General features: G+C 71.9%; 23 protein-coding genes. 8 read left to right on the top strand and 15 right to left on the bottom strand.

Features of this window, described 5'->3' with window-relative positions:
- The first annotated feature begins 24 nt into the window (after positions 1 to 24).
- On the top strand, positions 25 to 477 hold the full coding sequence (locus tag ABJI51_RS00275; protein ID WP_348946764.1) for a riboflavin kinase: 453 nt from the start codon (positions 25 to 27) through the stop codon (positions 475 to 477).
- A 399-nt stretch (positions 478 to 876) separates the two neighbouring features.
- On the opposite strand, the gene ABJI51_RS00270 is transcribed toward ABJI51_RS00275, so the two are convergent.
- From ABJI51_RS00270 to ABJI51_RS00240, 7 genes are all read right to left on the bottom strand, one after another.
- Entirely contained in the window at positions 877 to 1,017 is a 141-nt protein-coding gene (locus ABJI51_RS00270) for a hypothetical protein (RefSeq protein ID WP_348946763.1), read from the bottom strand.
- A gap of 56 nt (positions 1,018 to 1,073) precedes the next feature.
- The gene (locus ABJI51_RS00265; RefSeq protein ID WP_348947644.1) at positions 1,074 to 1,613 is read right to left on the bottom strand and encodes a DUF5134 domain-containing protein; all 540 of its coding nucleotides are present in this window, start codon (positions 1,611 to 1,613) and stop codon (positions 1,074 to 1,076) included.
- A gap of 92 nt (positions 1,614 to 1,705) precedes the next feature.
- Positions 1,706 to 2,875: a lipid-transfer protein gene (locus ABJI51_RS00260; RefSeq protein ID WP_348946762.1), complete on the bottom strand. Its 1,170-nt coding sequence runs from the start codon at positions 2,873 to 2,875 to the stop codon at positions 1,706 to 1,708.
- A complete protein-coding gene (locus tag ABJI51_RS00255; protein ID WP_348946761.1) occupies positions 2,872 to 3,261 on the bottom strand; it encodes a MaoC family dehydratase in 390 nt (129 codons plus the stop codon). The genes ABJI51_RS00260 and ABJI51_RS00255 overlap by 4 nt, the downstream gene beginning before the upstream one ends.
- A complete protein-coding gene (locus ABJI51_RS00250) occupies positions 3,258 to 4,166 on the bottom strand; it encodes a bifunctional MaoC family dehydratase N-terminal/OB-fold nucleic acid binding domain-containing protein (RefSeq protein ID WP_348946760.1) in 909 nt (302 codons plus the stop codon). Before ABJI51_RS00250 ends, ABJI51_RS00255 begins: the two co-directional genes overlap by 4 nt.
- Positions 4,163 to 5,317 carry an acyl-CoA dehydrogenase family protein gene (locus tag ABJI51_RS00245; RefSeq protein WP_348946759.1) on the bottom strand — a complete coding sequence of 385 codons (1,155 nt, stop codon included), beginning with the start codon at positions 5,315 to 5,317 and terminating at the stop codon, positions 4,163 to 4,165. Before ABJI51_RS00245 ends, ABJI51_RS00250 begins: the two co-directional genes overlap by 4 nt.
- Before the next feature lie 5 nt (positions 5,318 to 5,322).
- Entirely contained in the window at positions 5,323 to 6,372 is a 1,050-nt protein-coding gene (locus ABJI51_RS00240; RefSeq protein WP_348946758.1) for an acyl-CoA dehydrogenase family protein, read from the bottom strand.
- 89 nt (positions 6,373 to 6,461) lie between these two features.
- On the opposite strand from ABJI51_RS00240, the gene ABJI51_RS00235 reads away from it, so the two are divergent.
- On the top strand, positions 6,462 to 7,295 hold the full coding sequence (locus ABJI51_RS00235) for an alpha/beta fold hydrolase (protein WP_348946757.1): 834 nt from the start codon (positions 6,462 to 6,464) through the stop codon (positions 7,293 to 7,295).
- A gap of 14 nt (positions 7,296 to 7,309) precedes the next feature.
- Complete coding sequence (locus ABJI51_RS00230; RefSeq protein WP_348946756.1) at positions 7,310 to 7,807, top strand: nitroreductase family deazaflavin-dependent oxidoreductase; 498 nt, start codon at positions 7,310 to 7,312, stop codon at positions 7,805 to 7,807.
- On the opposite strand, the gene ABJI51_RS00225 is transcribed toward ABJI51_RS00230, so the two are convergent.
- Entirely contained in the window at positions 7,791 to 9,176 is a 1,386-nt protein-coding gene (locus ABJI51_RS00225; RefSeq protein WP_348946755.1) for a WS/DGAT/MGAT family O-acyltransferase, read from the bottom strand. The two genes, ABJI51_RS00230 and ABJI51_RS00225, sit on opposite strands and share 17 nt — an antisense overlap.
- A gap of 64 nt (positions 9,177 to 9,240) precedes the next feature.
- Between ABJI51_RS00225 and ABJI51_RS00220 the strand changes: the two genes are divergently transcribed.
- Entirely contained in the window at positions 9,241 to 10,476 is a 1,236-nt protein-coding gene (locus tag ABJI51_RS00220; protein WP_348946754.1) for an alpha/beta hydrolase, read from the top strand.
- Here the strand turns inward: ABJI51_RS00220 and ABJI51_RS00215 are convergent, their stop codons facing one another.
- The 3 genes from ABJI51_RS00215 to ABJI51_RS00205 all read right to left on the bottom strand — a co-directional run bounded on the left by ABJI51_RS00215 (position 10,477) and on the right by ABJI51_RS00205 (position 16,891).
- Positions 10,477 to 11,637, bottom strand: coding sequence for an SWIM zinc finger family protein (locus tag ABJI51_RS00215; RefSeq protein WP_348946753.1), 1,161 nt, complete (start codon positions 11,635 to 11,637; stop codon positions 10,477 to 10,479).
- Positions 11,637 to 14,672: a DEAD/DEAH box helicase gene (locus tag ABJI51_RS00210; protein ID WP_348946752.1), complete on the bottom strand. Its 3,036-nt coding sequence runs from the start codon at positions 14,670 to 14,672 to the stop codon at positions 11,637 to 11,639. Before ABJI51_RS00210 ends, ABJI51_RS00215 begins: the two co-directional genes overlap by 1 nt.
- Before the next feature lie 164 nt (positions 14,673 to 14,836).
- Entirely contained in the window at positions 14,837 to 16,891 is a 2,055-nt protein-coding gene (locus tag ABJI51_RS00205; RefSeq protein WP_348946751.1) for an acyl-CoA dehydrogenase family protein, read from the bottom strand.
- Between the two features lie 140 nt (positions 16,892 to 17,031).
- Here ABJI51_RS00205 and kstR point away from each other — a divergent pair, with 140 nt between their 5' ends.
- Complete coding sequence (gene kstR / locus ABJI51_RS00200; RefSeq protein ID WP_013224372.1) at positions 17,032 to 17,658, top strand: cholesterol catabolism transcriptional regulator KstR; 627 nt, start codon at positions 17,032 to 17,034, stop codon at positions 17,656 to 17,658.
- Positions 17,659 to 17,665: 7 nt separating this feature from the next.
- Here the strand turns inward: kstR and ABJI51_RS00195 are convergent, their stop codons facing one another.
- Positions 17,666 to 18,496 (bottom strand): LLM class F420-dependent oxidoreductase, encoded by an 831-nt coding sequence (locus ABJI51_RS00195; RefSeq protein ID WP_348946750.1) that lies wholly within the window; start codon positions 18,494 to 18,496, stop codon positions 17,666 to 17,668.
- Positions 18,497 to 18,573: 77 nt separating this feature from the next.
- Between ABJI51_RS00195 and ABJI51_RS00190 the strand changes: the two genes are divergently transcribed.
- Both ABJI51_RS00190 and ABJI51_RS00185 read left to right on the top strand, forming a co-directional pair.
- Positions 18,574 to 19,281, top strand: a complete 708-nt coding sequence (locus tag ABJI51_RS00190; protein ID WP_348946749.1) for a class I SAM-dependent methyltransferase — start codon at positions 18,574 to 18,576, stop codon at positions 19,279 to 19,281.
- Between the two features lie 33 nt (positions 19,282 to 19,314).
- Entirely contained in the window at positions 19,315 to 19,692 is a 378-nt protein-coding gene (locus tag ABJI51_RS00185; RefSeq protein ID WP_348946748.1) for a CPCC family cysteine-rich protein, read from the top strand.
- Here ABJI51_RS00185 and icmF read toward each other — a convergent pair.
- Complete coding sequence (gene icmF, locus ABJI51_RS00180) at positions 19,689 to 22,922, bottom strand: fused isobutyryl-CoA mutase/GTPase IcmF (protein ID WP_348946747.1); 3,234 nt, start codon at positions 22,920 to 22,922, stop codon at positions 19,689 to 19,691. The two genes, ABJI51_RS00185 and icmF, sit on opposite strands and share 4 nt — an antisense overlap.
- Before the next feature lie 160 nt (positions 22,923 to 23,082).
- On the opposite strand from icmF, the gene ABJI51_RS00175 reads away from it, so the two are divergent.
- The gene (locus tag ABJI51_RS00175; RefSeq protein WP_348946746.1) at positions 23,083 to 23,643 is read left to right on the top strand and encodes a dihydrofolate reductase family protein; all 561 of its coding nucleotides are present in this window, start codon (positions 23,083 to 23,085) and stop codon (positions 23,641 to 23,643) included.
- Between the two features lie 40 nt (positions 23,644 to 23,683).
- On the opposite strand, the gene ABJI51_RS00170 is transcribed toward ABJI51_RS00175, so the two are convergent.
- Both ABJI51_RS00170 and ABJI51_RS00165 read right to left on the bottom strand, forming a co-directional pair.
- The gene (locus ABJI51_RS00170; RefSeq protein WP_004561255.1) at positions 23,684 to 24,247 is read right to left on the bottom strand and encodes a GTP-binding protein; all 564 of its coding nucleotides are present in this window, start codon (positions 24,245 to 24,247) and stop codon (positions 23,684 to 23,686) included.
- A gap of 28 nt (positions 24,248 to 24,275) precedes the next feature.
- A complete protein-coding gene (locus tag ABJI51_RS00165; protein WP_348946744.1) occupies positions 24,276 to 24,995 on the bottom strand; it encodes a DUF742 domain-containing protein in 720 nt (239 codons plus the stop codon).
- Positions 24,996 to 25,000 lie beyond the last annotated feature (5 nt).

Raw genomic sequence — 25,000 nt, 5'->3', positions numbered from 1 at the left:
GGACCTCGGGAGGGACGGGACACGATGCCGGAGTATTTCGTGGTGCGGGGCACGGTCGAGCCGGGCGACCAGCGCGGCCGTGAGCTGGGCTTTCCCACGGCGAACATCGCACTCGGCGACCAGGCGGGCTCACTGGGCGACGGAGTGTGGGCAGGCTGGGCGGGCCGCGAGGACGGCACGCGCATCCCGGCGGCCATCTCGGTCGGCCGCCGCCCGACGTACTACGGCGCGGACGGATACCGCCTCCTGGAGGCCCACCTGCTGGACTTCTCGGGCGACCTGTACGGCGAGACGCTCCTGGTCTGGCTGGGGTCCCACCTGCGTGACCAGGAGAAGTACGCCTCGGCGGAGGACCTGATCACGGCACTGAAGAAGGACATCGCGGCGGCCCGCCAGTGGACGGCGGAGCACCCGGCGGAGGCGTTGCCGGAGCCCGGCGAGAGCCCCCACGGCGAGGTCCGGCGGATCGAAGGCTGACGGGCGGACCGCCTGGTTGGGCGATCTGCCGCGGCTTGTCGTGAGTGGTAATTCGGGTTAGAACCCTCATTGCCACTCACGACCGGCTACCGGAGGCGGTCCCCGGTGGGCTGAAAGGCGCTTTCGTCTCGTGCCGCGCGACGAAAGGGACTTTCGTCGCGCCAGACGCCAGGAAAGTCCCTTTCAGCACACGCGACCGGGAAATCCACGCGGGATGCAGCGAAGGGCACCTTCCTCACGTCACACGTACCGAAGGCGCCCTTCAGCACGCGCCGATCGGAGGCTCCAGGTCCACGGTGTCGCAGGGCCGGGTGCCGCTGCACCGCCCGGAATTGTCGGTGGCCTCCGGTAACGTGAAATCCGGGGGTCCCCCAGGCCGGGGACCTCTCGGGGCCGTGCTCACAGAGCCGAGGCCAGCAGCAGGTAGCCCATCCCCGCCCCCATCGCCGCCCGGCACAACGCCCGCGAAGCCTGGCCGGAGTTCGCCGTCGCCGCGCCGAGGGCTGATCCGGCGCGCCCCGAGTGTCTTGAATGAGTCATTCAGGGCTTGGGATGTCCTGAATGACTCATTCAAGACATCCGGGACTCCGCTGCCGTCACAAAGCCGAGGCCAGCAGCAGGTAGCCCATCCCCGCCCCCATCGCCGCCCGGCACAACGCCCGCGAAGCCTGGCCGGGGTTCGACGTCGCCGTGCCGCGGAGTACCAGCCTGCCCGACCAGGCCGCGTCGAGGACGAAGTAGCCTGCCGCCGTCACTGCCACCAGGGGCAACGCCAGGCGGGCGTCCATTGTGGACATTGTCAGCCATGGTCCGTGGGTGCTCGGGTGGGGCATTGCCGTCACCATGTACAGCATTGCCGCCGACGAGAGGGCGTGGTGGGCGCAGTCCGTCCGGCCGCGGACCCAGGCCGCCGCGAACCAGGCTGCCGTCAGGGCCAGTACTGCCTGCCAGCCCGCCGCCGGGATCGGGCCGCCGACCGGGGATAGCATCGCCACCATCGCCAGCACCAGCAGCAGCTCCGCCAGGTCGCCCTGGCGGACGGCCGCGCCCAGCGTCGCGTAGTCGAGGCGGACCAGGCGCAGCACGCACGGCAACGCCAGTGCCGCGAACACCGCCGTCAGCACCCAGTCCACCAGCTGCACGCGCGGGCCTCACTCTCCGTCGTGGGTGGTGTCTCCACCGTGACACCCACGACCGCCGCGCACCAGCCGTCATTGAGGTGACGCCGTCAGTCACCCGTCAGGACGAGTCCGCTCGTCGGCACGCCGGTGCCCGCCGTGACCAGCACCCGGGACGCGTCGCGCACCTGGTTCACCGCCGTGCCGCGGATCTGGCGGACGGCCTCCGCGATGCCGTTCATGCCGTGGATGTACGCCTCGCCGAGCTGGCCGCCGTGCGGGTTGAGCGGCAGCGCGCCGTCGAGCTCCAGCGTGCCGCCGCCGATGAAGTCCTTCGCCTCGCCGCGCCCGCAGAAGCCCAGCTCTTCCAGCTGCATCAGGACATACGGCGTGAAGTGGTCGTACAGCACCGCGACGTCCACATCGGACGGCCGCAGCCCGGACTGCGCCCACAGCTGCCGCCCCACGACGCCCATCTCCGGCAACGCCGCCAGGTCGTCGCGGTAGTAACTGGTCATCACGTACTGGTCCGGCCCGCTACCCTGCGCCGCCGCGGCGATCACCGCCGGCGGGCGGGCCAGGTCGCGCGCCCGCGAGACGCTCGTGACCACCAGCGCCACCCCGCCGTCGCTCTCCTGGCAGCAGTCGAGCAGGTGCAGGGGTTCGGCCACCCAGCGCGACGCCTGATGCTCCGCCAGGGTGATCGGCCGCCCATGGAACCACGCGTTCGGGTTGGTCGCCGCGTGCTTGCGGTCGATCACCGCGATCCGGCCGAAGTCCTCGCTCGTCGCGCCGTAGTCGTGCAGATAACGCTGTGCCACCATGGCCACCGTCGCGGCCGGGGTCGCGATCCCCATCGGGTAGTGGAACGCGTTGTCCACGCCCGAGGAGTTGACCTGCCCCGCCGCGGCGGACGACACCTGGCCGAAGCGGTGCCCGGACCGCTCGTTGAACGCGCGGTAGGCGACGACGACGTCCGCGACGCCGGTCGCCACCGCCATCGCGGCCTGCTGCACGGTCGCCGCCGCCGCGCCGCCGCCGTAGTGGACGCGGCTGAAGAACTTCAGTTCGGGAATCCCCAGTTCGCGCGCGACGGCGATCTCCGCGTTGCCGTCCATGGTGAACGACACCAGACCGTCCACATCGGACGGCGTGAGACCCGCGTCGGCCAGCGCGTGCGAGATGCACTCCGCGGCCAGCCGCAGTTCGCTGCGCCCGGAGTCCTTCGAGAACTCCGTCGCACCGATCCCGGCGATGGCCGCCCGGCCCGAGAGCGTCACGGCAGCGTCACCTCCACGGTCCCGGCGACGTGCTCGCCGAGACTGTCCACACCGGACACCGAGACGACGACGTCCCGGCCCGAACAGGAAACCACGCGCCCGGTGAACGTCAGCGTGTCGTAGGCGTAGCAGGGCACGCCGAGCCGGATCTTGATCGACCGGATCAGTGCCTCCGGACCGGCCCACTCCGAGACGAACCGCTGCACCAGCCCGGTGTCGGTGAGGATGTTGAGGAAGATGTCCTTGGAGCCACGCGCGACCGCCGAGTCGCGATCGTGGTGCACGTCCTGGAAGTCCCGGGTGGCCAGCGCCGTGCTGACGACGAACGTCGGCGTCGCCTCGATCGTCAGCGGCGGCAGCTCGGTCCCTTCGGCGACGGCGATCATCGGGCCACCTTCCACGCGGGCAGGGTCAGGTCGTCGTCGACGCGGACGAACGCGGCCTCCACCGGCAGTCCGATGTGGACTTCGGCCGGATCCGCGTCCAGCAGTTCGGCCATCACCCGGACCCCTTCCTCCAGCTCGACCAGGGCGACCACGAACGGCAGTTCCTTGCCGGGCACCGGCGGGTGGTGGTGCACGACGTAGGAGTACACCGTGCCGCGGCCGCTCGCGACGACGTAGTCCGGTTTCGTGTCCAGCGCCCCGTCGGGCGGCATCGGCCCGGGCGGGTGCCGCAGCGTCTCGCCCCACCGCTGGATCCGCAGCTCGCCCTGCTTCAGGCCGTCCCAGAAGAACTCGGTGTCGCGGCTGATCACCGGCCGCAGCACCGGCGACGGCGGCGGCTTCGGGGCGGGCGGGCGGAACTTCAGCACCCGGAACATCATCTCCGCGACGGCTTCCTCGCCGACATACCAGGTCATCCGCGTCGTGACGAACCAGCCTTCGCCGAGCGCGGTCCTCTTCGGACCGACGACGCTCTCCAGCCGCGTCCGTGCCTCGACCTGCTCGCCGTGGCGCAGGTAGCGGTGATAGGTCTGCTCGGAATTGGTCGCCACGACCGACGTGAACCCGGCTTCGTCGAGCAGTTCCATCATCAGGCCGAGCGGGTCGTCGGTCCCGCGCGGGACGTTCAGGCCGCCCATGGTCCACACCTGCGCCATCGCGGGCGGCGCGACCAGTCCCTTGTGGACGCTGCGCGCGGCGAACTCCGGATCGGTGTAGACCGGGTTGCGGTCGCCGATGGCCTCGACCCAGTTGTTGATCATGGCCTGGTTGACCGGATCACGCGCCAGGCGCGGCGCGCACTCCCCGCGGGCGGCGATCTCCGCGGCCGCTTCTTCGATCGTCATCGTGGCACCCTCGGCAGTCCCAGGCCGATCGAGGCGATCAGCTCCCGCTGGATTTCGCTGACGCCGCCGCCGAACGTCAGCACGATGTTGCGTTTCGCCGCGATGTCCAGCCATTCCGCGAGTTCCGCGGTGTCCGGATCGGACAGATCGCCGTGGCGGGCGACGACCTCCTCCAGTGCCCGGCCGATCCGCTGGATGGCCTCGGAACCGAACACCTTGGTCGCCGACGCGTCGGCGACCCCCACGGGCGCGCTCGCCGAGGACACCGCGACCTGCCAGTTCAGCAGCTCGTTGACCCGCGTGACGGCCAGCGCGTCGGCCAGCACGGCCCGGACGTCCGGCAGGTCCAGCAGGGCGCGCGCGGCCGCCCAGTCCCGCACGCGGTCGTACAGCCCGCCGATCCGCCCGGCCGGGCCGAGCATGACGCGCTCGTGGTTGAGCTGCGTGGTGATCAGGCGCCATCCTTCGTTTTCCTTGCCCACCAAGCGGTTCGCCGGAACGCGGACGTCCGAATAGTACGTCGCGTTGACATGGTGGGCGCCGTCGCAGGTGATGATCGGCGTCCACGAGTAGCCGGGGTCGCTCGTGTCGGCGATGAGGATCGAGATGCCCTTGTGCCGTGGGGCATCGGGCGCGGTCCGCACGGCCAGCCAGATGTAGTCCGCGTCGTGGCCGCCGGTGGTGAAGATCTTCTGGCCGTTGACGACGTAGGTGTCGCCGTCTCGCACCGCCGTCGTCCGCAGCGCGGCGAGGTCGGTGCCCGCTTCCGGCTCGGTGTAGCCGATCGCGAAGTGGATCTCCCCGGCCAGGATGCGCGGCAGGAAGAAGGCCTTCTGCTCGTCGGTGCCGAACTCCTGCAGCGTCGGCCCGACCGTCTGCAGTGTCACCGACGGCAGCTGGACGTCGGCGCGCGCGGCTTCGTCGACGAACAGGTGCTGCTCGATGCCGCCGAAACCCTGCCCGCCGTACTCGACCGGCCAGCCGACGCCGAGCCGTCCGTCGCGGCCCATCCGCCGGACGATCTCGCGGAACACCGGCCCGTGCCGCTCGCGCCGCATCGCCCGGCGTTCCTCGGGGCTGATCAGCCCGGCGAAGTACTCGCGCAGCTCGGCGCGCAGTTGTCGTTGCGCCGCAGTCAGTTCGACGTGCATTCCGCTCACCCCGCCACTCGTTCGCCGAGCCTGCCGAGCCGGTGCGCGGCGCCACCGAGCGCCCGGCCGAGGTCCTTCACCATCGAGGAATACCGGTGCAGCGGATAGGTTTCGTCCACGCCGACGCCGCCGTGCAGGTGGTGGCAGGTGGCCAGCGCTTCCGGAGCCTGCGAGGCGAACCAGTAGGCGGCGATGTCGAGTTCGGCGTCCGCGTCGAGGCCTGCCGCCAGCCGCCACACCGCGGAGGTCACCGCCAGGTGGACGGTCCGCGCGGCGACGTAGACGTCGGCGACCTGGCCGGCGACCGCCTGGAACGTCGCAAGTGGACGGCCGAACTGGGTCCGCGTGCCGACGTGCTGCACCGTGAGCGCCAGTGCCCCGGCGAGCAGACCGTCGCCGAGCGCGAGGGCCCCGGCCAGGGCGAACCGGTGCAGCACCGCGACGGCCTCCCGGCCGGCCAGCAGGCCGGACTCCTCGACGGCGACGTCCGCCAGGCGCACGGTGCATTCCGGCGTCCCGGCCGAAGTGCGGGTGGGGACGAGCGTGACGCCGTCGGCGTGCGGGTCCACCAGGAACACGGCCGTGCCGTGCGGCGTGGAAACGGGCGTGAGGATCCGGGCTGCCTGCTCCGCGTACGGAACCACGGTCTTGACGCCGTTGAGCAGCCACTTCCCGTCGTGCGCCCGCGCGGTCGCGGCGGGGGCCGTGGTCAGCGGCGCGGACGGTTCGTGCAGTGCCGCGGTCAGCAACGCCTCCCCGGCGGCGACCGGTGGCAGGAGGTCGGCGCGCTGCGCGGGCGTGCCGAGCGTCTCGACCGGCAGGACCCCCAGCGCCAGCGCCGCGTACGCCGGGACGGGCGCGGCAGCACGCCCGGCCTCGGTGAGGACCTGCGCGACCTCCGCGACGCCGAGGCCGTCACCCTCCAGCTCCGGGGGCAACGCGAGGGCGAGCAGGCCCGCCGACGCGAGGGCCTGCCAGGGGTCGTCGCCGGAGCCGAGCACCTTCGCGGAAAGGGCGGCGATCTCGGTCTGCGTATCGTCAAGGCTGAAGTCCACGCCTGTCCTCCGGATCGGGCGCAATAGTGAAACCTGTTCTAGTCTTATCCGGAAAGGGCGGGCACGGCAACCCCCGGAGGAGGAGCGCGATGGCGGCGACGCGGCGGCTGATCACCGTGCCGCCGACCGCCGGCGTCCCCGACCCGGTCCCGCTCGACCTGCCCGGCCGCGGGCGCACGGTGGTCACCGACGTCGGCCCGCGGGACGCGCCCGCGCTCCTGCTGCTGCATTCGGTGGCCTGCACGGGCCTGCTGACCTGGTATCCAGCCCTGGAACACCTGGCGCGCGACCACCGCGTCGTCGTGTTCGACCAGCGGTGGCACGGCCAGGGCATCCGCTCCCCCGAGTTCCGCCTCGAAGACTGCGCCGAGGACGTCACGGCCGTCGCGGACGCCCTCGGGATCGGGCGGTTCGCCGTCGCCGGCTACTCGATGGGCGGGATGGTCGCGCAGCTCGTCGCGCGCACCGAAGGAGAACGTGTTACCGGACTGGTGCTGTGCTCGACCGCGAGCAACTTCCGCCGCGGGCTGCGCCAGAGCGTCGCCCTCGACGTCTTCGGGCGGACGATCCGCCGGCTGCGCGAGCGGGTGCGGGTGCCGGTCGCGCCCGGCGCGCCCCGCGACCGGCTCGAAGACCACCGGTGGGGCCTGCGGGAGTTTCGGTCGACACGGCCGTGGGAGATCGCGGTCGCCGTCGACGAGATCGGCCGGTTCGATTCCACGCCGTGGCTGCACACGCTGCGGCAGCCCACCGCCGTGGTGGTGACCGGCCGGGACCGGTTCATCGCGCCCGAGCACCAGCGATCTTTGGCCCGCCGGATCCCGGGCGCGGCCGCCTTCGAGGTCGCGGCCGGGCACGCCGCCTGCGTGCTGGCCGCCGACCGCTGGGTGCCCGCCCTGCTCGCCGCCGTCCACTCCCTCTGAGGAAGGAACCCACGATGGGACGTTTCAGCCTGCCCGAGCAGAAACCCGACAACCTCGACTCGCCCGTGACGGCCAAGGCCATGAAGTACATGGCGAAGGCGCAGGTGGCGATCTTCCGCCTGACCGGCGGCCGGGTCGGCAGCACCTGGCGGGTCGGCGCCGGTTTCCGCAAGCCGGTCCCAACCCTGCTGCTCGACCACCGCGGCCGGAGGTCCGGGAAGCTGTTCACCACGCCGCTGCTCTACCTGCAGGACGGCGAGGACTTCGTCATCGTCGCTTCGCAGGGCGGCCTGCCGCGGCACCCGCAGTGGTACTTCAACCTGGTGGCGCACCCCGAAACCCGCGTCCACCTCAAGGGCCGCCGGGACGTCCCGGTCACCGCGCGGGTCGCCGGGCCCCCGGAGCGTGCCGAGCTGTGGCCGCGGCTGGTCGAGCTGTACGCCGACTTCGCGAAGTACCAGGCCTGGACCGACCGGGAGATCCCGGTCGTGGTGCTCAGCCCGCGGCCTTGAGCAGCTCCGCCAGCGCGTCCGGCAGCGCGTCGGCCAGCGGCCAGAGGTCCTTGACCAGCTCGCGCGCGCCGATCAGGCCGACGTGCACCTTGCCCGCGTTCGACAGCACGGTGACGTTCAGCCCGGCGCCGTGGAAGACCGGCCCCAGCGGGTAGAGGCCGGTGATCCGCGCGCCGAGGAAGTACAGCGGCATCGGCGGGCCGGGCACGTTGGAGACGACCAGGTTGTGCACCACCGGGTGCCGTTCCGCCAGCCGCAGCGCGGAATACGCGCGCACGGCCAGCCCGAACGCCGTCGCGGCCGAGAACTGCGCCCAGTCCTGCAGCATGTCCGCGTCGATGTCGTAGTGGTGGTCCTTCGACCGCCGGTTGGCCTCGGCGAGGAAGAACACCCGCGCGGCCGGGTCGGCCAGGTGCGTCGGCAGTGACGCGAAGAAGGCCGACACCTTGTTGCTGCCGTGCTCGCGGGCGGTGCGGTCGTGCACCGAGACCGGCACGGTCGCCACCAGCGGGTCCGACGGCAGATCGCCCCGCGCGGCCAGGAACTCGCGCAGCGCACCGGCGACCAGCGCGAGCACGACGTCGTTCACCGTGACCCCGAAGGCGTTCTTGACCTCCTTGATCTCGTCCAGGTCCAGCTGGGCGAAGGCGACGCTGCGGTGCCCGGTGATCGTGCCGTTCAGCGAGGTCCGCGGCGCGGTGAACGGCACCGGCATCCCCTTGCCCTGCAGGGCTTTCCCCAGCCACCGCGGCACCAGGCCGAGCAGGTCGGGCAACAGCCGGGCAAGTTCGGCGGGGCGGCGCGCGAACGTCTCGACGCCGGAGCGCAGCAGCTCCAGCGGCGCGGGCATCGCCGAGTTGTGCGGCTGCTCGATCTCCGGCAGCGGCGCGTCCGGGGCGAGCCCGGCGAGGTAGGTGATGAGGCTGGCGCCGCTCACGCCGTCGACGCTGGCGTGGTGCATCTTCAGCAGGACGGCGATCCGGCCGTCGGCCAGGCCTTCGATGACGTACAGCTGCCACAGCGGGTGCGCGCGGTCCAGCTGCTGCCCGGCGATGTGCGCGCACAGCTCGGCCAGCTCGGCGCGGTCGCCGGGGGCGGGCACGCCGATGCGGTGCACGTGGTGGTCGAGGTCGAACTCCTCGTCCTCGATCCACACGGGATGACCGAGATTCCACAGCGGATTGTGCAGTTTGCGGCGGAATGCCGGGATCATCCGGACGCGTTCGTCGAGCCGGTCCTTGAGCTTGGCGAAGGTGTAGCCGCCGGGAACGGTCGAGCCGTCGAGGGTGAGCAGCCCGCAGATGTGCAGGACCTGCGACGACGTCTCGAGGTACAGGAAGCTCGCGTCGAGGCCGCTCAATCTCTGCATGGCGCCAGGGTAAGCCACTTCCGGCGGGGAGCGCGTCACCCTACTCACCGGTATCATCACGGTGGTGCAGCCGAATTTCCTGATCCGCCGCGCGGTCCAGCTCGGTCTGACGGCCAACGCGCTCCGCCCGCTGCGGGCCCGGTCCACGACGATCCCGGTGTTCTTCGCGGGATGGCTGACCGGCGAGCTGGCGCCCCAGTTCCTGGCGCTGACGGTCGCCGACACGGCGGTCCACCTGGCCCGCCACGGCGTCCGCGACCGGTCGACGCAGGCGGGGCTGGCGATGGCGGCGGCGTCGGCCGCCGGGCTGGCGACGCTGATCCGCACCGGGCACGGCGCCCGCGAAGAGATCGAGTCGGCGCTGACGTCGGCGCTGGGCGAGGACTACGCGTCCGAGCTGGGCCGGTCCGACCTCGGGCTGCCGTGGGGCGAGCTGGCGCTGCCGTTCCGGATGGGCGCCCCGGACGTCCGCGTCGACCGCAACATCGCCTACGCCCCGGGCGGCAAGCGGTTCCTGCTGGACGTCTACCGGCCTGTTGAGCCGGTTTCGGGCGCGCCCGTGCTGCTCCAGGTCCACGGTGGTGCCTGGGTGATCGGCAACAAGGAGGAGCAGGGCCGCCCGCTGATGCGCTACCTGGCCCGCCGCGGCTGGGTGTGCGTGGCGATCAACTACCCGCTCTCGCCTGCCCACCGCTGGCCGGCGCACATCGTGGCGGCGAAGCGGTCACTGGCGTGGATCCGGTCGCACATCGCCTCCTACGGCGGCGACCCGCGGTTCGTGGCGGTGACGGGCGGCTCGGCGGGCGGTCACCTGGCGGCGTTGCTGGCGCTGTCCCAGAACGACCCGGCCCTGCAGCCGGAGTTCGAGGACGCGGACACGAGCGTCCAGGCCTGCGTGCCGCACTACGGGGTGTACGACTTCGCGGCGACCTCGGGGTCCGGCGCGAGCAAGTACCGCCTGGAGAGCCTGATCGCGCGGCGGGTGTTCGCCCCGGACCGCGACCCGGTCAACCACCTCGACGACTACATCGCGGCCTCCCCGCTGGACCGGATTTCCTCGGAGGCACCGCCGTTCTTCGTGATCCACGGCCGCGACGACTCCCTGGTCCCGGTCCGCGAGGCCCGCGAGTTCGTCCGGCGGCTGCGCGAGAAGTCCCGGCAGCCGGTGGCGTACGCGGAGCTGGCGGGGGCGCAGCACGCGTTCGACGTCTTCACGTCGGTGCGCAGCGCGCACGTGGTCCGCGGGGTGGCGCGGTTCCTGGATCACACGTACAACGCCTGGAAAGCGGAGAACCGGTAGTCAGTACACGAGGTCCAGCGGGCTCGCCGCCGGTGGGCCGTCGAGACACCACTCCGCTCCTTCGCGGACGAAGCGGTACCAGCGGCCGTCCCGGCCGTAGCGCAGCTGGAGGTCTCCCTGCGTCAGGCGGTTGCGCCAGGTCTTGGGCGTTCCCGGAAGACCCGCGTCGGCCAGGACCGACTGGGCTTCGGCCAGCGGGCCCGGCCCCGGCTGCCAGCTCTCGCGCAGCGCGGCCAGGCCGCCGCGGCCCGCTTCACGCCAGGCATGGGCCCAGCGGGCCAGGTCGCGCGGGGGCACTCCGGCGGCGGCCGCCAGTGCGGTGACCTCCGCCGCCGGACGTCCGGCGGCGCGGCGGGCCAGGTCCTCCTCGAACGTCAGCTCCGCCGCGTCCGGACCGCCGACCAGCAGGTCCCGCGCCAGGGCGGCCGCGTCCGCGGCGAGGCCGGACAGGGCCGCCGCCGTCCAGCCGGTGCTCGGCGGCGGGTCGAGGTCCAGGACCGCCGGTGGACCGGCCACCCGCGGTGGCGGTGGCACCACCGGGATCTTCTCCGGGCGCCGCGCGTAGGCCGCGCGTGGTGTCACGCCTGCGTCGGCCGCCTTGGGCAGCTTCGGCTTCTCGCCGCGGGCCGGCGACCGGCGGGCCCGCAGTTCGGCCAGCACGTCCGCCCGGGGACGGCCACGCAGCAGGAACAGCGTGAACGGGTCGCGGTCGACCTCATCGGCCACCAGGTAGTACACGGCGGCGACGTGCTTGCACGGGCTCGCCGAGTCCGGGCACGAGCACCGCGGCCGCAGGTCGCCCGGGCCGGGCAGCAGGTCGGCGCCCGCCTCGCGCGCCTGCTCGGCGAGCGCGCCCGGCAGCTCGCCGTCGAGCAGCGCCGCGGCGTGCCCGAGCTGGGTGCCGACCACGCCGAGCAGCGTGTCCCATTCGCCGTCGGTGAAGGTGCGCATGGTGATGGTCACCCGGTACGGCGTGGGACGGCTCCCGCGCACCCGCGCGGTGACCTCGCCCGCGCCGACGTGCAGCTCGCTGACCGTGCCCTTGCGCGCGTAGGTCCGTCCGCGGGGCAGCCGGTTCGGGTCGAGCTTCGCGCGTTGCTCCAGTGCCTCGACCCAGGCACGGCCCCACCAGGTGGTGCCGAAGTTCCGCCTCGGTGGCATCACCCGCTCCCGAGCCGGACGAGGTCGGCGAGCTCGTCGTCGGACAGCTCGGTGATCCAGTCCTCCCCCGCACCGACGATCGATTCGGCGAGCCCCCGTTTCTTTTCGAGCACCTGCGCGATCCGCTCTTCGAGCGTGCCCTCGGCGATCAGCCGGTGCACCTGGACCGGCCGGTCCTGCCCGATGCGGTAGGCGCGGTCGGTGGCCTGGTCCTCGACCGCCGGGTTCCACCAGCGGTCGTAGTGGATCACGTGCGTGGCCCGGGTGAGGTTGAGCCCGACCCCGCCCGCCTTGAGCGACAGCAGGAAGACGGGGACCTCCCCGGCCTGGAACCGGTCGACCATGTCCTGCCGTTTCGAGGGCGAGCTGTCCCCGGAGAGCAGCTGGGTGGGCAGCCCGCGGTCGGCGAGGCGTCGTTCGAGCAGCCGGCAGAGCTGGACGTACTGGCTGAAGACGAGCACGCTCTCCCCCTCGTCGAGGATGACGTCGAGGAGTTCCTCGAAGGCCGCGAGCTTGCCGGACCGCCCGGTGAGTGCCCCGTGCGGCTCCTTGAGGAACTGCGCGGGGTGGTTGCAGATCTGCTTGAGTTCGGTGAGCAGCTGCAGGACCTGGCCGCGCCGCTTGATGCCCTGCGATTCCCGGATCTCGGCGAGGTTTTCCCGCACGACGGCCTCGTAGAGCGTGGTCTGCTCGGCGGTGAGCGGCACGAACCGGTCGGTCTCGGTCTTGCGCGGCAGCTCCGGCGCGATGTCCGGATCGGTCTTGCGCCGCCGCAGCAGGAACGGCCGGACGGTGGCGGCGAGCCGCTCGGTGACGGCCTTGTCGCGGTCGCGTTCGATGGGCCGCGCGACGGTCCGGCGGAAGCGATCGAGCGGGCCGAGCAGCCCGGGGGTGGTCCAGTCCACAATGGACCACAGCTCGGTGAGCCGGTTCTCCACGGGGGTACCGGTCAGGGCGACTTTCGCCCGGGCGGGGATCTTGCGCAGTTCCTTGGCGGTGGCGGAGAGCGGATTCTTGACGTGCTGCGCCTCGTCGGCGGCGACCAGGCCCCAGTCCACTTCGGACAGGGTTTCGCGGTCCCGCCGGAGGACACCGTAGGTGGCGAGGACGACCTCGTCCGGGGCCAGGTCGTCGAGGTGACGGCCGCCGCCGTGGAACCGGCGGACCGGGATGTGCGGGGCGAAGCGGGCGAACTCGCGTTCCCAGTTGCCGAGGAGGGAGGTTGGGCAGAGGACCAGGGTGGGTCCGCCGCCGGTGGAGGTGGGTTCGCTGCCGGAGAGCTGCGGGGGTGCCCCGGCCTCGCCACCGGAAGACTGCGGCGGTACCCCAGCCGCCCGAACCTCGCCACCGGAAGACTGCCGCGGTGCCCCAGCCGCCCGAACCTCGCCACCGGCCAGTGCGGAGCCGGTCGGCGCGGGCCCGGGTTTGCCGTCAATGAGCTGCAGCGGTGGCCCCGCCGCCCGAAGCTCGTCGCCCGCGAGCGGCGGGCCGGTAAGCGCGGGCTCGCTGCCCGCAAGCGCAACCGGCCCCGCGGCCTCGCCGGGCTGGCCCGGTGCGTGACGGTGCAGGTGCAGGGCGATCAGCTGGATCGTCTTGCCCAGCCCCATGTCGTCGGCCAGGCACGCACCCAAACCCAGCCCCGTCATCGTCGCCAGCCAGGACAACCCCGCCTGCTGGTACGGCCGCAACGTCGCGTGCAGGCCCGGTGGTGGGTTCACCGCGGACTCCGCGCGGGTGCGGATGCGCTCGGCCAGCCCGCCCAGGGCCGGTGGGGCCGCGAACTCGACGCGCTCGCCGTCGACCTCCAGCTCGCCCGTGAGCGCCGCCGCCAGTGCCTCGCCTGCCTCGAGCTTCCGTGTTCTGCCGCGCACCTTCGCCAGCAGCTGCGGGTCCACGCGGACCCACTGGCCGCGCAGCCGGACCAGGGGGCGCTTGGCCTCCGCCAGTGCCGCCACCTCGGCCTCGGTCAGCTGCTCGCCGCCCAGGCTGAGCTGCCAGCGGAACTCCAGCAGGTCGCGCAGCGCGAACTCCGCCTCCGCCACGCTCGCCGGTGCCTGCGTCGCGCTCGCCCGTGCCTTGACCTCGCCCGCGAACAACCCCTTCGACCACAGCACTTCGATGCCCGCGCCGCCCAGCTCGCGGGCGCCGTCGGTGAGCAGGTCGACGACCTCCTCGTCCGACAGTGGCAGCTCCGCGGGTGCCGGTTCGGCCAGCACCCGGCCCAGCGGTGCCCACGCCCGCGCGCCGCGGCGCAGGCCGAGCAGTAGCTGCGTCTCCACCTGGTCGCCGAGCCGGTTCAGCACCGCGTCCGGTGCGTCCCACAGCGTGGCCGCCTCCACCACCAGGCTCGGCTCCGCCATGCTCCGCACCGCCAGCACGCCGGCGAACGAGTCGTCGTCGCGGCCCTCGACGCGCAGGAGCACCTGGACGCCCCGCGGTTCGCGGGCCTCCAGCTCGGCGAGCCAGGCGGCGCCGTCCGGGCCCAGCAGCGCCGGTTCGCGGGCCGCGAACGCCGGATCGTCCAGCCCGACCGGCGCCGCCGGGCTGCGCACCAGCAGGTCCGCCGTCGCGTCCCAGAGCGCGCGCACCAGGGAGTCCGGCGAGTGCAGGCGGATGCGTTTCAGCCCCGTCAGCGGCAGCGCGTACGCCTCCGGTGGCAACGCACCGGCCAGCCCGCGCAGCAGCTCTTCGTCGGCCGCGTCGAGCGGGCCGATCCGCCAAGCCGCCGCCCCGGCCGGGGAGACGGCGGGCCGCAACCGGCCGCGCGCCACGAGGTTGACCCCGGCGTTGACCGCGGCCGACCACGCCGCGACCGCCGGGCTCGCCTCCTCCCCCACCGCCAGCAGCCGGGGCAGGGCGCGTTCCAGCGGGACGAGCTCCGCGGCCACCTTCGTCCGGGCGAACTTCGCGCCGCGGGGCAGCACGAGCTCGATCGTGGTCCCGCCGGCCACGTCCTCGCCCCACAACGCCAGCACACCGTCCCGCGGGGGATCCGCGGGAAGGTAGGTGGCCTGGGTGTCTGCGCTGAACTCCACGACAGCCACGCTAGAACACGACCCCGACAGTTTTGCCCCCGGCGGCACGAACGGTCCTTTCGCACCGTTGCACGACGCAACCCACCGTGCGGCGAAGGGCATCATGCGTGATCAGAGGGGCATCACTCGTGATCAGGGAGGCATCACGCGTGATCGGAGGGGCATCAGCCGCGGGGCAGGCCGAGCAGGCGTTCTGCCGTCAACGAGCGCAGGACCTGCGTCGTGCCGCCCGCGATCGACAGGCAGCGAGTCAGCAGGAACTCGTGCTGTGCCGGGCCGTCCGCGCGCAGCGCGCCCGTTCCGGCCAGCTCCAGCGCGAACTCCGCGACGTCCTGGCGGTGCTGCACCCCGAGGAGTTTCCGCACGCTCGACTCCGCGCCCGGGTCCTGCCCGCCGAGGCGCCGCAGCGCCGCGCGCAGGTCCAGTACCGACCCCGCGACCCCGTCGGCCACCAGCGCGCCGAGCCGGTCCAGCGCGACGTCGTCCAGCGCGGCCGCGTCCACAGTGGACACCAGTGACCGGACGCTCTCGCCCACCGCCGAGCCGCTGCCGATGGCCACCCGCTCGTTGGCCAGCGTCGTGCGGGCCAGCCGCCAGCCGCCGCCCGGCGGGCCCACGACGTCGGCGTCGGGCACGAACACGTCGTCGAGGAACACCTCGTTGAACACGGCTTCGCCGGTGATCTCGCGCAGCGGCCGCGTGGTGATGCCCTCGGCGCGCATGTCGACCAGGAAGTACGTGATGCCCTTGTGCTTTGGCACGTCCGGATCGGTGCGGGCCAGGCAGATACCCCAGTCGGCTTCGCGAGCCAGCGACGTCCACACCTTCTGCCCCGACAGCCGCCACCCGCCGTCGACGCGCCGAGCCGCCGTCCGCAGCGCGGCCAGGTCGGAGCCGGCGCCGGGCTCGCTGAACAGCTGGCACCACGTGATCTCGCCACGCAGGGTCGGGCGGGCGAACCGGGCGCGCTGCTCGTCGTTGCCGTGTTCGAGGATCGTCGGCACCGCCCACGCGCCGATCACCAGGTCGGGACGGCGGATCCCGGCGGCCGCCAGCGCCGCGTCGATCCGCAGCTGCGCCGCGGCGCCGGCGCCCCGGCCGTAGGGCGGCGGCCAGTGCGGGGTCAGCAGTCCCGCCTCGGCCAGCGCGGCGCGTTGCGACTCCGTGGGCAGCGCGGCGATCCGCGCGACCTCCTCCCGCAGGGCGGGGTCGTCGCCGACGTCGACGCTCAGCGTGCGCTCGGTGCCCGACAGCGCCAGCGAAGCCGCCTGCCGCCGCCACGCGCCGCCGAGCCACTGCCGCAGGGCCACCGCCCGGCGCAGGTAGAGGTGGGCGTCGTGCTCCCAGGTGAACCCGATCCCGCCGAGCACCTGGATGCAGTCCTTGGCGTTCGCGACGGCGGCGTCGAGGGCGACGACGGCCGCGCTCGCCACCGAAAGCGGGTGCTGCCCGCTCGCCGCCTCCCAGGCCAGCGCTTCGGCCGCTTCGGCGCGGCACAGCATCTCGGCGCACAGGTGCTTGACCGCCTGGAACGCGCCGATCGGCTTGCCGAACTGCTCGCGGACCCTGGCGTGCCCGACGGCGATGTCCAGGCACCGGCGGGCCACCCCGGCGGCTTCGGCGGCGGCCAGCGTCGCGGCCACCGGGGCGACCGGCGGGACGGTCAGGACGTCGCACCGGACCCCGGAGAACCGGATCCGCGCCAGCGGGCGCGAGAAGTCGAACGGCGGCAGCGGCTCGACGCTCACCCCCGGTGTGCCCGGCGCGAGCAGCACATGGCCGCCGTCGGTCGGCACCAGCAGCCAGGTCCCGGCATCGGCGCCGGGCACCGGGCCGGTGACGCCGTCCTCGAGCGACGGCGCGTCGAGCAGCACCGCCAGCGTGGCCTCACCCTCGGCCAGTGCCGGCAGCAGTTCCTTCGCTTCGGGCACGGCGGCGAGCAGGACCCCGCCGAGCGCGGTGCCGAGCACCGGTCCTGGAACGAGTTCTTCGGCGGCCGCGGCGAGCCCGGCGGCGAGGTCGGCCATACTGCCGTCGGCGCCCCCGGCCGCGCCCGGGAGCGCGACGCCGAACAGGCCGAGCGCGGCGAACCCCGCCGGAATCGCCGCGGCGGGCCCGGTTTCGGCGGCGCGGACCGCCTCTCGCGGGTGGTGCGCGGCGGACCAGGCGTGGATCGCCTCGGCCAGCGCGGCCTGTTCCTCGGTGAGCGCGACCGCCATGGGGCCTCCTCGCGGGACGGGACACTACTCGCGAGTGTAGAACGTGTTACAGTTTTTCGGCCAGTGGGTCGGTTGTCGAACGTGCCGCCAGGACAGGTACCCTCTGTCATGAACTGGAACAAGTTCCGAAGGACGGGGGTATGCCGATGCCCGGCAAGACCAAGGCCCGCGGCAACGGCCTGAGCGCGATCGGCGCCGACGAGCTCGGCTCGGCCGCCCAGCGCGACCGGCGGCGGCGGATCATCGACGCCACTCTCGCCCTGGCCTCCAAGGGCGGCTACGACGCCGTGCAGATGCGGGCCGTCGCCGAGAAGGCCGACGTCGCACTCGGCACGCTGTACCGGTACTTCCCGTCGAAGATCCACCTGCTGGTGTCCGGGCTGGCGCGCGAGTTCGAGCGCGCGCAGGAGAAGCTGGAGCGCCAGGCCATCCCGGGCGACACGCCCGCCGAGCGGCTGATGTTCGTGCTCGGCCGCAACACGCGCCTGATGCAGCGCGACCCGCACCTGACCGAGGCGATGGTGCGCGCGTTCATGTTCGCCGACACGTCCGCGGCCGCCGAGGTCGAACAGGTCGGCCGCCTGATGGAGAACATGTTCGCCAAGGCGATGGGCATCGCCGAGCCGACCGAGGCCGACCGCGACATCTTCCACGTGGTCGCGGACGTCTGGATGGCGAACCTGGTGGCCTGGGTGACCCGCCGCGCGTCGGCGGCCGACGTCGCGAACCGCCTCGAGCTGTCGGTACACCTGCTGCTGGACAAGTGACCGCCGGTCAGCGGTGTCGGGTGGCCACCTCCGCCAGCTCGTCGAGCGCCTTGAGCGTCTCGGTTTCCGGCAGCGTCTCCAGCAGGAACGTGTACCGCTCGACGCCGGCCTCGCGGAAGCCGTCGATCACCTTGTCCCGCGTGTCCCCGCCGAAGACCGCGAACTGCACGTCCGCGCGGCCCTGGTCGTTCAGCCACCGGCGCACCCGCTGGACCTCTTCGAACCGCGTGAAGCCGCGCAGCAGCCAGCCGTCGCCGTACTTCGCCAGGCGGTTCAGGGCGGCTTCGCTCTCGCCGCCGATGTAGATCGGCACGTGCGGCCGCTGCACCGGCTTCGGCCAGCTGAAGATCGGGTCCAGGTCGACGTAGCGCCCGTGGAACTCGGCCTCGTCCTGGGTCCAGATCTCCTTGATTGCGGCCAGCTGCTCGTCCATCAGTGCGCCGCGGGTCTTCGGATCGGTGCCGTGGTTGCGCATTTCCTCGCGGTTCCAGCCGACGCCCACGCCGAACAGCACCCGCCCATCGGAGACCAGGTCCAGGGACGCGACCTCCTTGGCCGTGTGGATCAGGTCGCGCTGGGGCAGCAGCGCGATCCCGGTGCCGAGCAGCAGCTCCGACGTCGCGGTGGCCGCCGCGGCGAGTGCCACGAACGGATCGAGCGTGCGGTAGTAGACGCGCGGCAGATCACCGCCGCCCGGGTACGGCGTTTCGCGGCTCACCGGGATGTGCGAGTGCTCGGCCATGAACAGCACGTCGAACCCGCGTTCCTCCAGTGCCGCGCCGAGCACGTCCGGCCGGATGCCCTCGTCGGTCACGAACGTCGAGATCCCGAACTTCATGCCTCCACCACTACCCCCGGCTTGACAAGGGGTGCACCATGGGAGGTATCTCATCACACGTTGAATAGGGGGCCGCCATGGACGTCCAGGACGTCGACTTCGAAGAGCTGTACCAGGGCGTGACGCCGATGGGCCGGAAGATGCCGTGGGACCTGGGCGCACCGCAGCCCGAGGTCAAGGCGCTGGCCGACGCGGGCGAGTTCACCGGGGAGGTACTCGACATCGGCTGCGGTCTCGGCGACAACGCCGTCTACCTCGCCTCGCGCGGCCTGCACGTCACCGGACTGGACGGCGCGCCGTCGGCCGTCGAGCAGGCCCGCGCCCGCGCCGCCGCGCAGGGTGTCGACGTCGAGTTCGCCGTCGCCGACGCGACGAAGCTGGCCGGGTACGAAGGCCGCTTCGACACGGTCCTCGACAGCGCGCTCTACCACTGCCTCACCGAGGAACAGCGGCACGAGTACCTCGCCGCCCTGACCCGCGCGACCCGCCCGGGCGCCCGGCTGCACCTGTTCTGCTTCTCGACGGACGTGCCGAACACGTTCCCGGCACCGCACCTGATCAGCGAGGCCAACCTGCGCGAGACGGTCGGGAAGGCCTGGACCATCGACCGGCTCGAACGGACGCTCTACACGACGGCGTTCACGCGCGAAGAGCTGGAGGAAAGCGCCCGCCAGCTGCTCGACCCGGACGCCGACACCTCCGGCTTCGCCCGCCTCGGCACCGACGCGGACGGCCACGTACTGGTCCCGGTGTGGCGGCTGAAGGCGATCCGCCAATCGAGTTGACCCGCGACGGCGGGGCGTCGACAGTGATCCCTTGTGGACTCCCCCGCTCCGTACCCGTGCCCGTGTTGCGGCCACCGCATGTTCGCCGACCCGCCCGGCAACCACGAGATCTGCCGGGTGTGTTTCTGGGAAGACGACAACATCCAGCTGCGGTGGCCCGACCGGCCCGGCGGCGCGAACAGCCTTTCGCTGATCGACGCCCAGCGCGCCTACGCCGAGCTGGGCGCGATGGAACACCGCTTCACCGGGATCGTCCGCATGGCGGCGCCGGACGAACCGCTCGACGACGGCTGGCGTCCCGTCGACCTCGCCGTGGACGACTTCGAGCCCATGGATGTCTCCGAGGCACCGTGGCCGGCCGACCTGACGTCGCTCTACTGGTGGCGGCCGACCTTCTGGCGCCGGCGCTAGACGTTGCGCCGGTACTGGCCGCCCACCTCGAAGAACGCCTCGGTGATCTGGCCCAGCGAGCACACCCGCGCGGCGTCCATCAGGACCCCGAACAGGTTGCCGCCGCGGGTGGCCGCTTCGCGTAGGGCCTTCAGGGCCTGCTGGGCCTCCTCGTGGTGGCGGCGCTGGAAGTCCGCCAGGCGCTCCAGCTGGGACTGCTTCTCCGCCTCCGTCGCGCGGGCCAGCTCGACCTCGACGTCGTCCTCACCCGCGTTCGGGTTGCGGAACGTGTTGACGCCGATGATCGGCAGTGAACCGTCGTGCTTCTTGCGCTCGTACAGGATCGACTCGTCCTGGATCTTGCCGCGCTGGTAGCCCGTCTCCATCGCGCCGAGGACGCCGCCGCGCTCGCTGATCCGGTCGAACTCGGCCAGGACGGCCTCCTCGACCAGGTCGGTCAGCTCGTCGATGACGAACGAACCCTGCAGCGGGTTCTCGTTCTTCGACAGGCCCCACTCCTTGTTGATGATCATCTGGATGGCCATCGCGCGGCGCACCGACGACTCCGACGGCGTCGTGATCGCCTCGTCGTAGGCGTTGGTGTGCAAGGAGTTCGCGTTGTCGTACAGCGCGCACAGCGCCTGCAGCGTCGTGCGGATGTCGTTGAAGCTCATCTCCTGCGCGTGCAGCGACCGCCCGGACGTCTGGACGTGGTACTTGAGCTTCTGCGACCGCTCGTTCGCGCCGTAGCGCTCGCGCATCGCCACCGCCCAGATCCGGCGCGCGACCCGGCCGAGCACCGAGTACTCCGCGTCCATGCCGTTGGAGAAGAAGAACGACAGGTTCGGCGCGAAGTCGTCGATGTGCATGCCGCGCGCCAGGTACGACTCGACGTAGGTGAAGCCGTTGGACAGCGTGAACGCCAGCTGCGAGATCGGGTTCGCCCCGGCCTCGGCGATGTGGTAGCCGGAGATCGACACCGAGTAGAAGTTGCGGACGCCGTGCTCGATGAACCACTCCTGGATGTCGGCCATCATCCGCAGGCTGAACTCGGTGGAGAAGATGCAGGTGTTCTGGCCCTGGTCCTCCTTGAGGATGTCGGCCTGCACCGTGCCGCGGACGTTGCGCAGCACCCACTCGCGCAGCTCGGCGGCTTCGGCCTCCGACGGCTCGCGGCCGTGCTCGGCCCGGAACGCCTCGATCTTCTGGTCGATCGCGGTGTTGAGGAAGAAGGCCAGGATCGTCGGCGCGGGTCCGTTGATGGTCATCGACACCGACGTGTTCGGCGCGGTCAGGTCGAAGCCGTCGTAGAGGACCTTCATGTCGTCGAGCGTCGCGATCGACACGCCGGACGTGCCGACCTTGCCGTAGATGTCGGGCCGGGTGTCGGGGTCGTGGCCGTAGAGCGTCACCGAGTCGAACGCCGTCGAGAGCCGCTTGGCCTCGGAGTCGGCCGAGAGCAGCTTGAACCGCCGGTTCGTGCGGAAGGCGTCGCCCTCGCCGGCGAACATCCGGGCCGGGTCCTCCCCCTCGCGCTTGAACGGGAAAACGCCTGCGGTGTAGGGGAAGTAGCCGGGCAGGTTCTCCCGGCGCAGGAACGACAGCAGCTCACCGGACTCGGCGTAGCGCGGCAGGGCGACGCGCGGGATCCGGTTGCCCGACAGCGTGTCGCGCCACAGCTGCGTGCGCAGCTCCTTGTCGCGGATCTTCACGACCAGCTCGTCCTGGCGGTACTCCTCGGCCAGCGCGCGGAAGCGTTCGAGCAGCTTTGTCGACTCACCGTCCACATCGGACTCGGCCGCGGCGAGCAGCCCGTCCAGCGCGTCGGTCGAGGCGTCTGCCTTGGCCAGTTCTTCGCGCGCGACGCGCAGGGCGTCGCGCTTGCGCACCGCGGCGACCTGCTGTTCGGTCTTCGCGTGGTAGCCGCGGACGGTCTCGGCGATTTCGGCGAGGTAGCGGACCCGGTTGCCGGGGATGATCGTGCTCGCGTCGGTCGAAACCTTGCCCTCGACCTTCGGCAGCGTGCCGGCCGAGACGGTCAAGCCGCGCTCAGCGAGCATGCCGCGCAGGTGCTGGTACAGCGCGGTGACGCCGTCGTCGTTGAACTTCGCCGCGCTCGTGCCGTAGACCGGCATGTCCTCCGGGCCCTGCGAGAAGGCCTCACGGTTGCGGACCAGCTGGCGGGCGACGTCCCGGCGGGCGTCCTCGGCGCCGCGGCGCTCGAACTTGTTGATCGCGACGACGTCGGCGAAGTCGAGCATGTCGATCTTCTCCAGCTGCGACGCGGCGCCGAACTCCGGCGTCATCACGTACAGCGACTCGTCCACGAAGTCGACGATCCCGGCGTCGCCCTGGCCGATGCCCGGCGTCTCGACGATCACCAGGTCGAACCCGGCGGCCTTGCAGGCCAGGATCGACTCGCGCAGCCCGGCGGGGATCTCCCCCGACGTCGTGCGCGTGGCCAGCGACCGGAAGTAGACCGGGGAGCCGTCCAGGCAGTTCATCCGGATGCGGTCGCCGAGCAGCGCGCCGCCGCCCTTGCGCCGCGACGGGTCGACGGCCAGCACCGCGATCCGCAGCTTGTCCTCCTGGTCGAGGCGGAAGCGGCGGATCAGCTCGTCGGTCAGCGAGGACTTGCCCGAGCCGCCGGTGCCGGTGATGCCCAGTACCGGTACCTCGCGCTTGCCCGCGGCTTCGGTGATGCCGTCCAGCAGGGCGGCGTCCAGCCGGTCGGCCTGCAGCTGGGTGATGACCCGCGACAGCGCGGCGACGTCGCCGGAGAGCACCTTGTCCAGCGCCGGGCCCTCGGCGGCCAGGTCGACGTCGCAGGCCCGGATCATGAAGTTGATCATGCCGGGCAGGCCCATCTCGTAGCCGTCCTCGGGCGAGAAGATGCGGGCGACGCCGCGCGAGTGCAGCAGCTCGATCTCCTCGCGCACGATCACCCCGCCCCCGCCGCCGAAGACCTTGATGTGCCCGGCGCCGCGCTCGCGCAGCAGCTCGACCAGGTAGGAGAAGTACTCGACGTGCCCGCCCTGGTACGCCGAGATGGCGACGCCCTGGACGTCCTCGGCGATGGCCGCGGTGGCGACCTCGTCGACCGACCGGTTGTGGCCGAGGTGGACGACCTCCGCGCCCTGTGACTGCAGGATCCGCCGCATGATGTTGATCGACGCGTCGTGCCCGTCGAACAGGCTCGACGCGGTGACGAACCGGACGGGGTGCACGGGACGGTACAGCTCGCTGGTCATCCTTCCAAAATACTTGGGCTTCCTACTGTTGGAAACCCGACGGAAAGTGATGCAGCTCCCAGGAGGGGGACTGTGACGACCGTCACATGCGAGGAGTGTCCGGTCCCCGGCCGCGGCTGCGACCTCCTCGTGTCAGACCCCGGCACGAGGAGACGGAAAAATGCGCGAGATCGTCTACATGGTCCACACTTCGCTCGACGGCTGCGTCGAAGGCCCCAACGGCGAGTTCGACTGGCCGGTCATGGGCCCGGAGCTGTCCGCCCACTCGCAGGCGCAGAACGAGCGCTGCGGCGAGTTCGCCTACGGGCGGAAGGTCTGGGACATGATGTCCGGCTACTGGCCGAACGCCGAATCGATCTCCGACCACCCGCACGACCTCGCGTTCGCGCCCGTCTGGCGCGAGACGCCGAAGGTCGTGTTCTCGCGGACCCTGGAGAAGGCGGACTGGAACACGCGGGTGTTCGGCGGCGACCTGACCGAGGCCGTGACCGCCCTGAAGGCCGAGGAAGGGAAGGACCTGCTGCTCATGGGCGGCGCGGAGCTGGCCGCCGAGCTGACCGCCCGCGGCCTGATCGACGAGTACCAGGTGATCGTGCACCCGGTCGTCCTCGGCGGCACCAAGCGGCCGTTCGCCGCGGGCACCCCGCGGCTCGGCCTTGAGCTGGTCGAGACCCGCACCTTCGACGGGCGGGCCGTGCTGCTGCGGTTCCGCCGCGCGTGAGCGGCGGGTGCGGCCCGGGGCAACCCGCCCCGGGCCGTCGTCACCGGGCGTTGGCCGCCCGCAGGGCGATCCACTGCCGCATGGCGTACTCGACCAGCGTGATCAGCGTCTGCTTCGTCGACTCGCGGTCCCGGGCGTCGCAGCGGACGATCGGGATGTTCGGGTCGATCGACAGCGCCTCGCGGACGTCGTTGATGTCGTGCTCCAGCACGCCGTCGAACGTGTTGATGCCGACGATGTAGGGCAGGCCCCGGTCCTCGAAGAAGTCGATCGGGGCGAACGAGTCGGCCAGCCGTCGCGTGTCGGCCAGCACGACCGCGCCGATCGCGCCGCGCACCAGGTCGTCCCACATGAACCAGAACCGCTGCTGGCCCGGCGTGCCGAACAGGTACAGGATCAGGTCCGCGTCCAGCGACACCCGGCCGAAGTCCATCGCCACCGTGGTCGTCGACTTGCCCGGCGTGTGATCGAGGTTGTCGACGCCGACACTGGCGTCGGTCATCATCGCCTCGGTGGTCAGCGGCACGATCTCCGACACCGACCCGACGAACGTCGTCTTCCCCGCACCGAAACCGCCGGCCACCACGATCTTGGCGGAAGTCATGGTGGGGGGCGCGGTGTCCCGCGGTGCCTTAAAGCCGACGGAGTCCACTCAAAACCCTTTCCATCAACACCAGATGTGCCTCGGCGCCGTCATTGCCGGTAATCGTCTTGTGCACCGTGACCAGCCCCGCGTCCGCCGCGTCGCTGATCAGCACCCGGGCCACGCCCAGAGGCACCCGCAGGGCCGCCACGATCTCGGCGACCGAACGCGGGGTCCGGCACTCTTCCATGATCGAGATGCATTCGATCTGCTCCGCGGCCACCTCGGGGAAGCCACCGGTGGCAGCGTAGTCCTTCGCGGAGATCAGTGTCTCCAGCTCCAGAGCGTAGTTGGCCCGGGTGCGGCCGCCGGTCAGCGCATACGGCCGCACGATCGCCGTCTGGTCCTCGATCGCGGGCGGCTGTTCGAACACGGCGGGCATGATGAACTCGCCGCTGGGCGGGCCGGGGTCGAACAGCCCGCCCGGCCGGGGACCGTCCGCGTCGGTACTGCCGGGTGGAGAGACTAAAGAGGTCACTCGATCTCCTTGGTCGGCCGACGGCGCGGGCGCCGGCGGTTCCGCGGCCGGGTGCGCACCGGCGGCCGGGGGTGGCGGGGACTCCTTGCTCTTCTTGCGCTTCCGGCGGGCACGGCCGGAATCCAGGGTGAACCCGTTGAGGACGTCGGCGAACGTGCCGTCGTCCCCTGCGTGGGAGGCGGTGCTGGCCGCCTCCGGTGGTTCCCCGAAAGACCCGGACCCCGTGCTCATCGCGA

Source organism: Amycolatopsis melonis (genome assembly GCF_040064235.1).
Classification (GTDB): Bacteria; Actinomycetota; Actinomycetes; order Mycobacteriales; family Pseudonocardiaceae; genus Amycolatopsis; species Amycolatopsis melonis.
The sequence above is the reverse complement of the archived record's forward strand: the minus strand, read 5'-3'. Positions and strand labels throughout refer to the sequence as shown.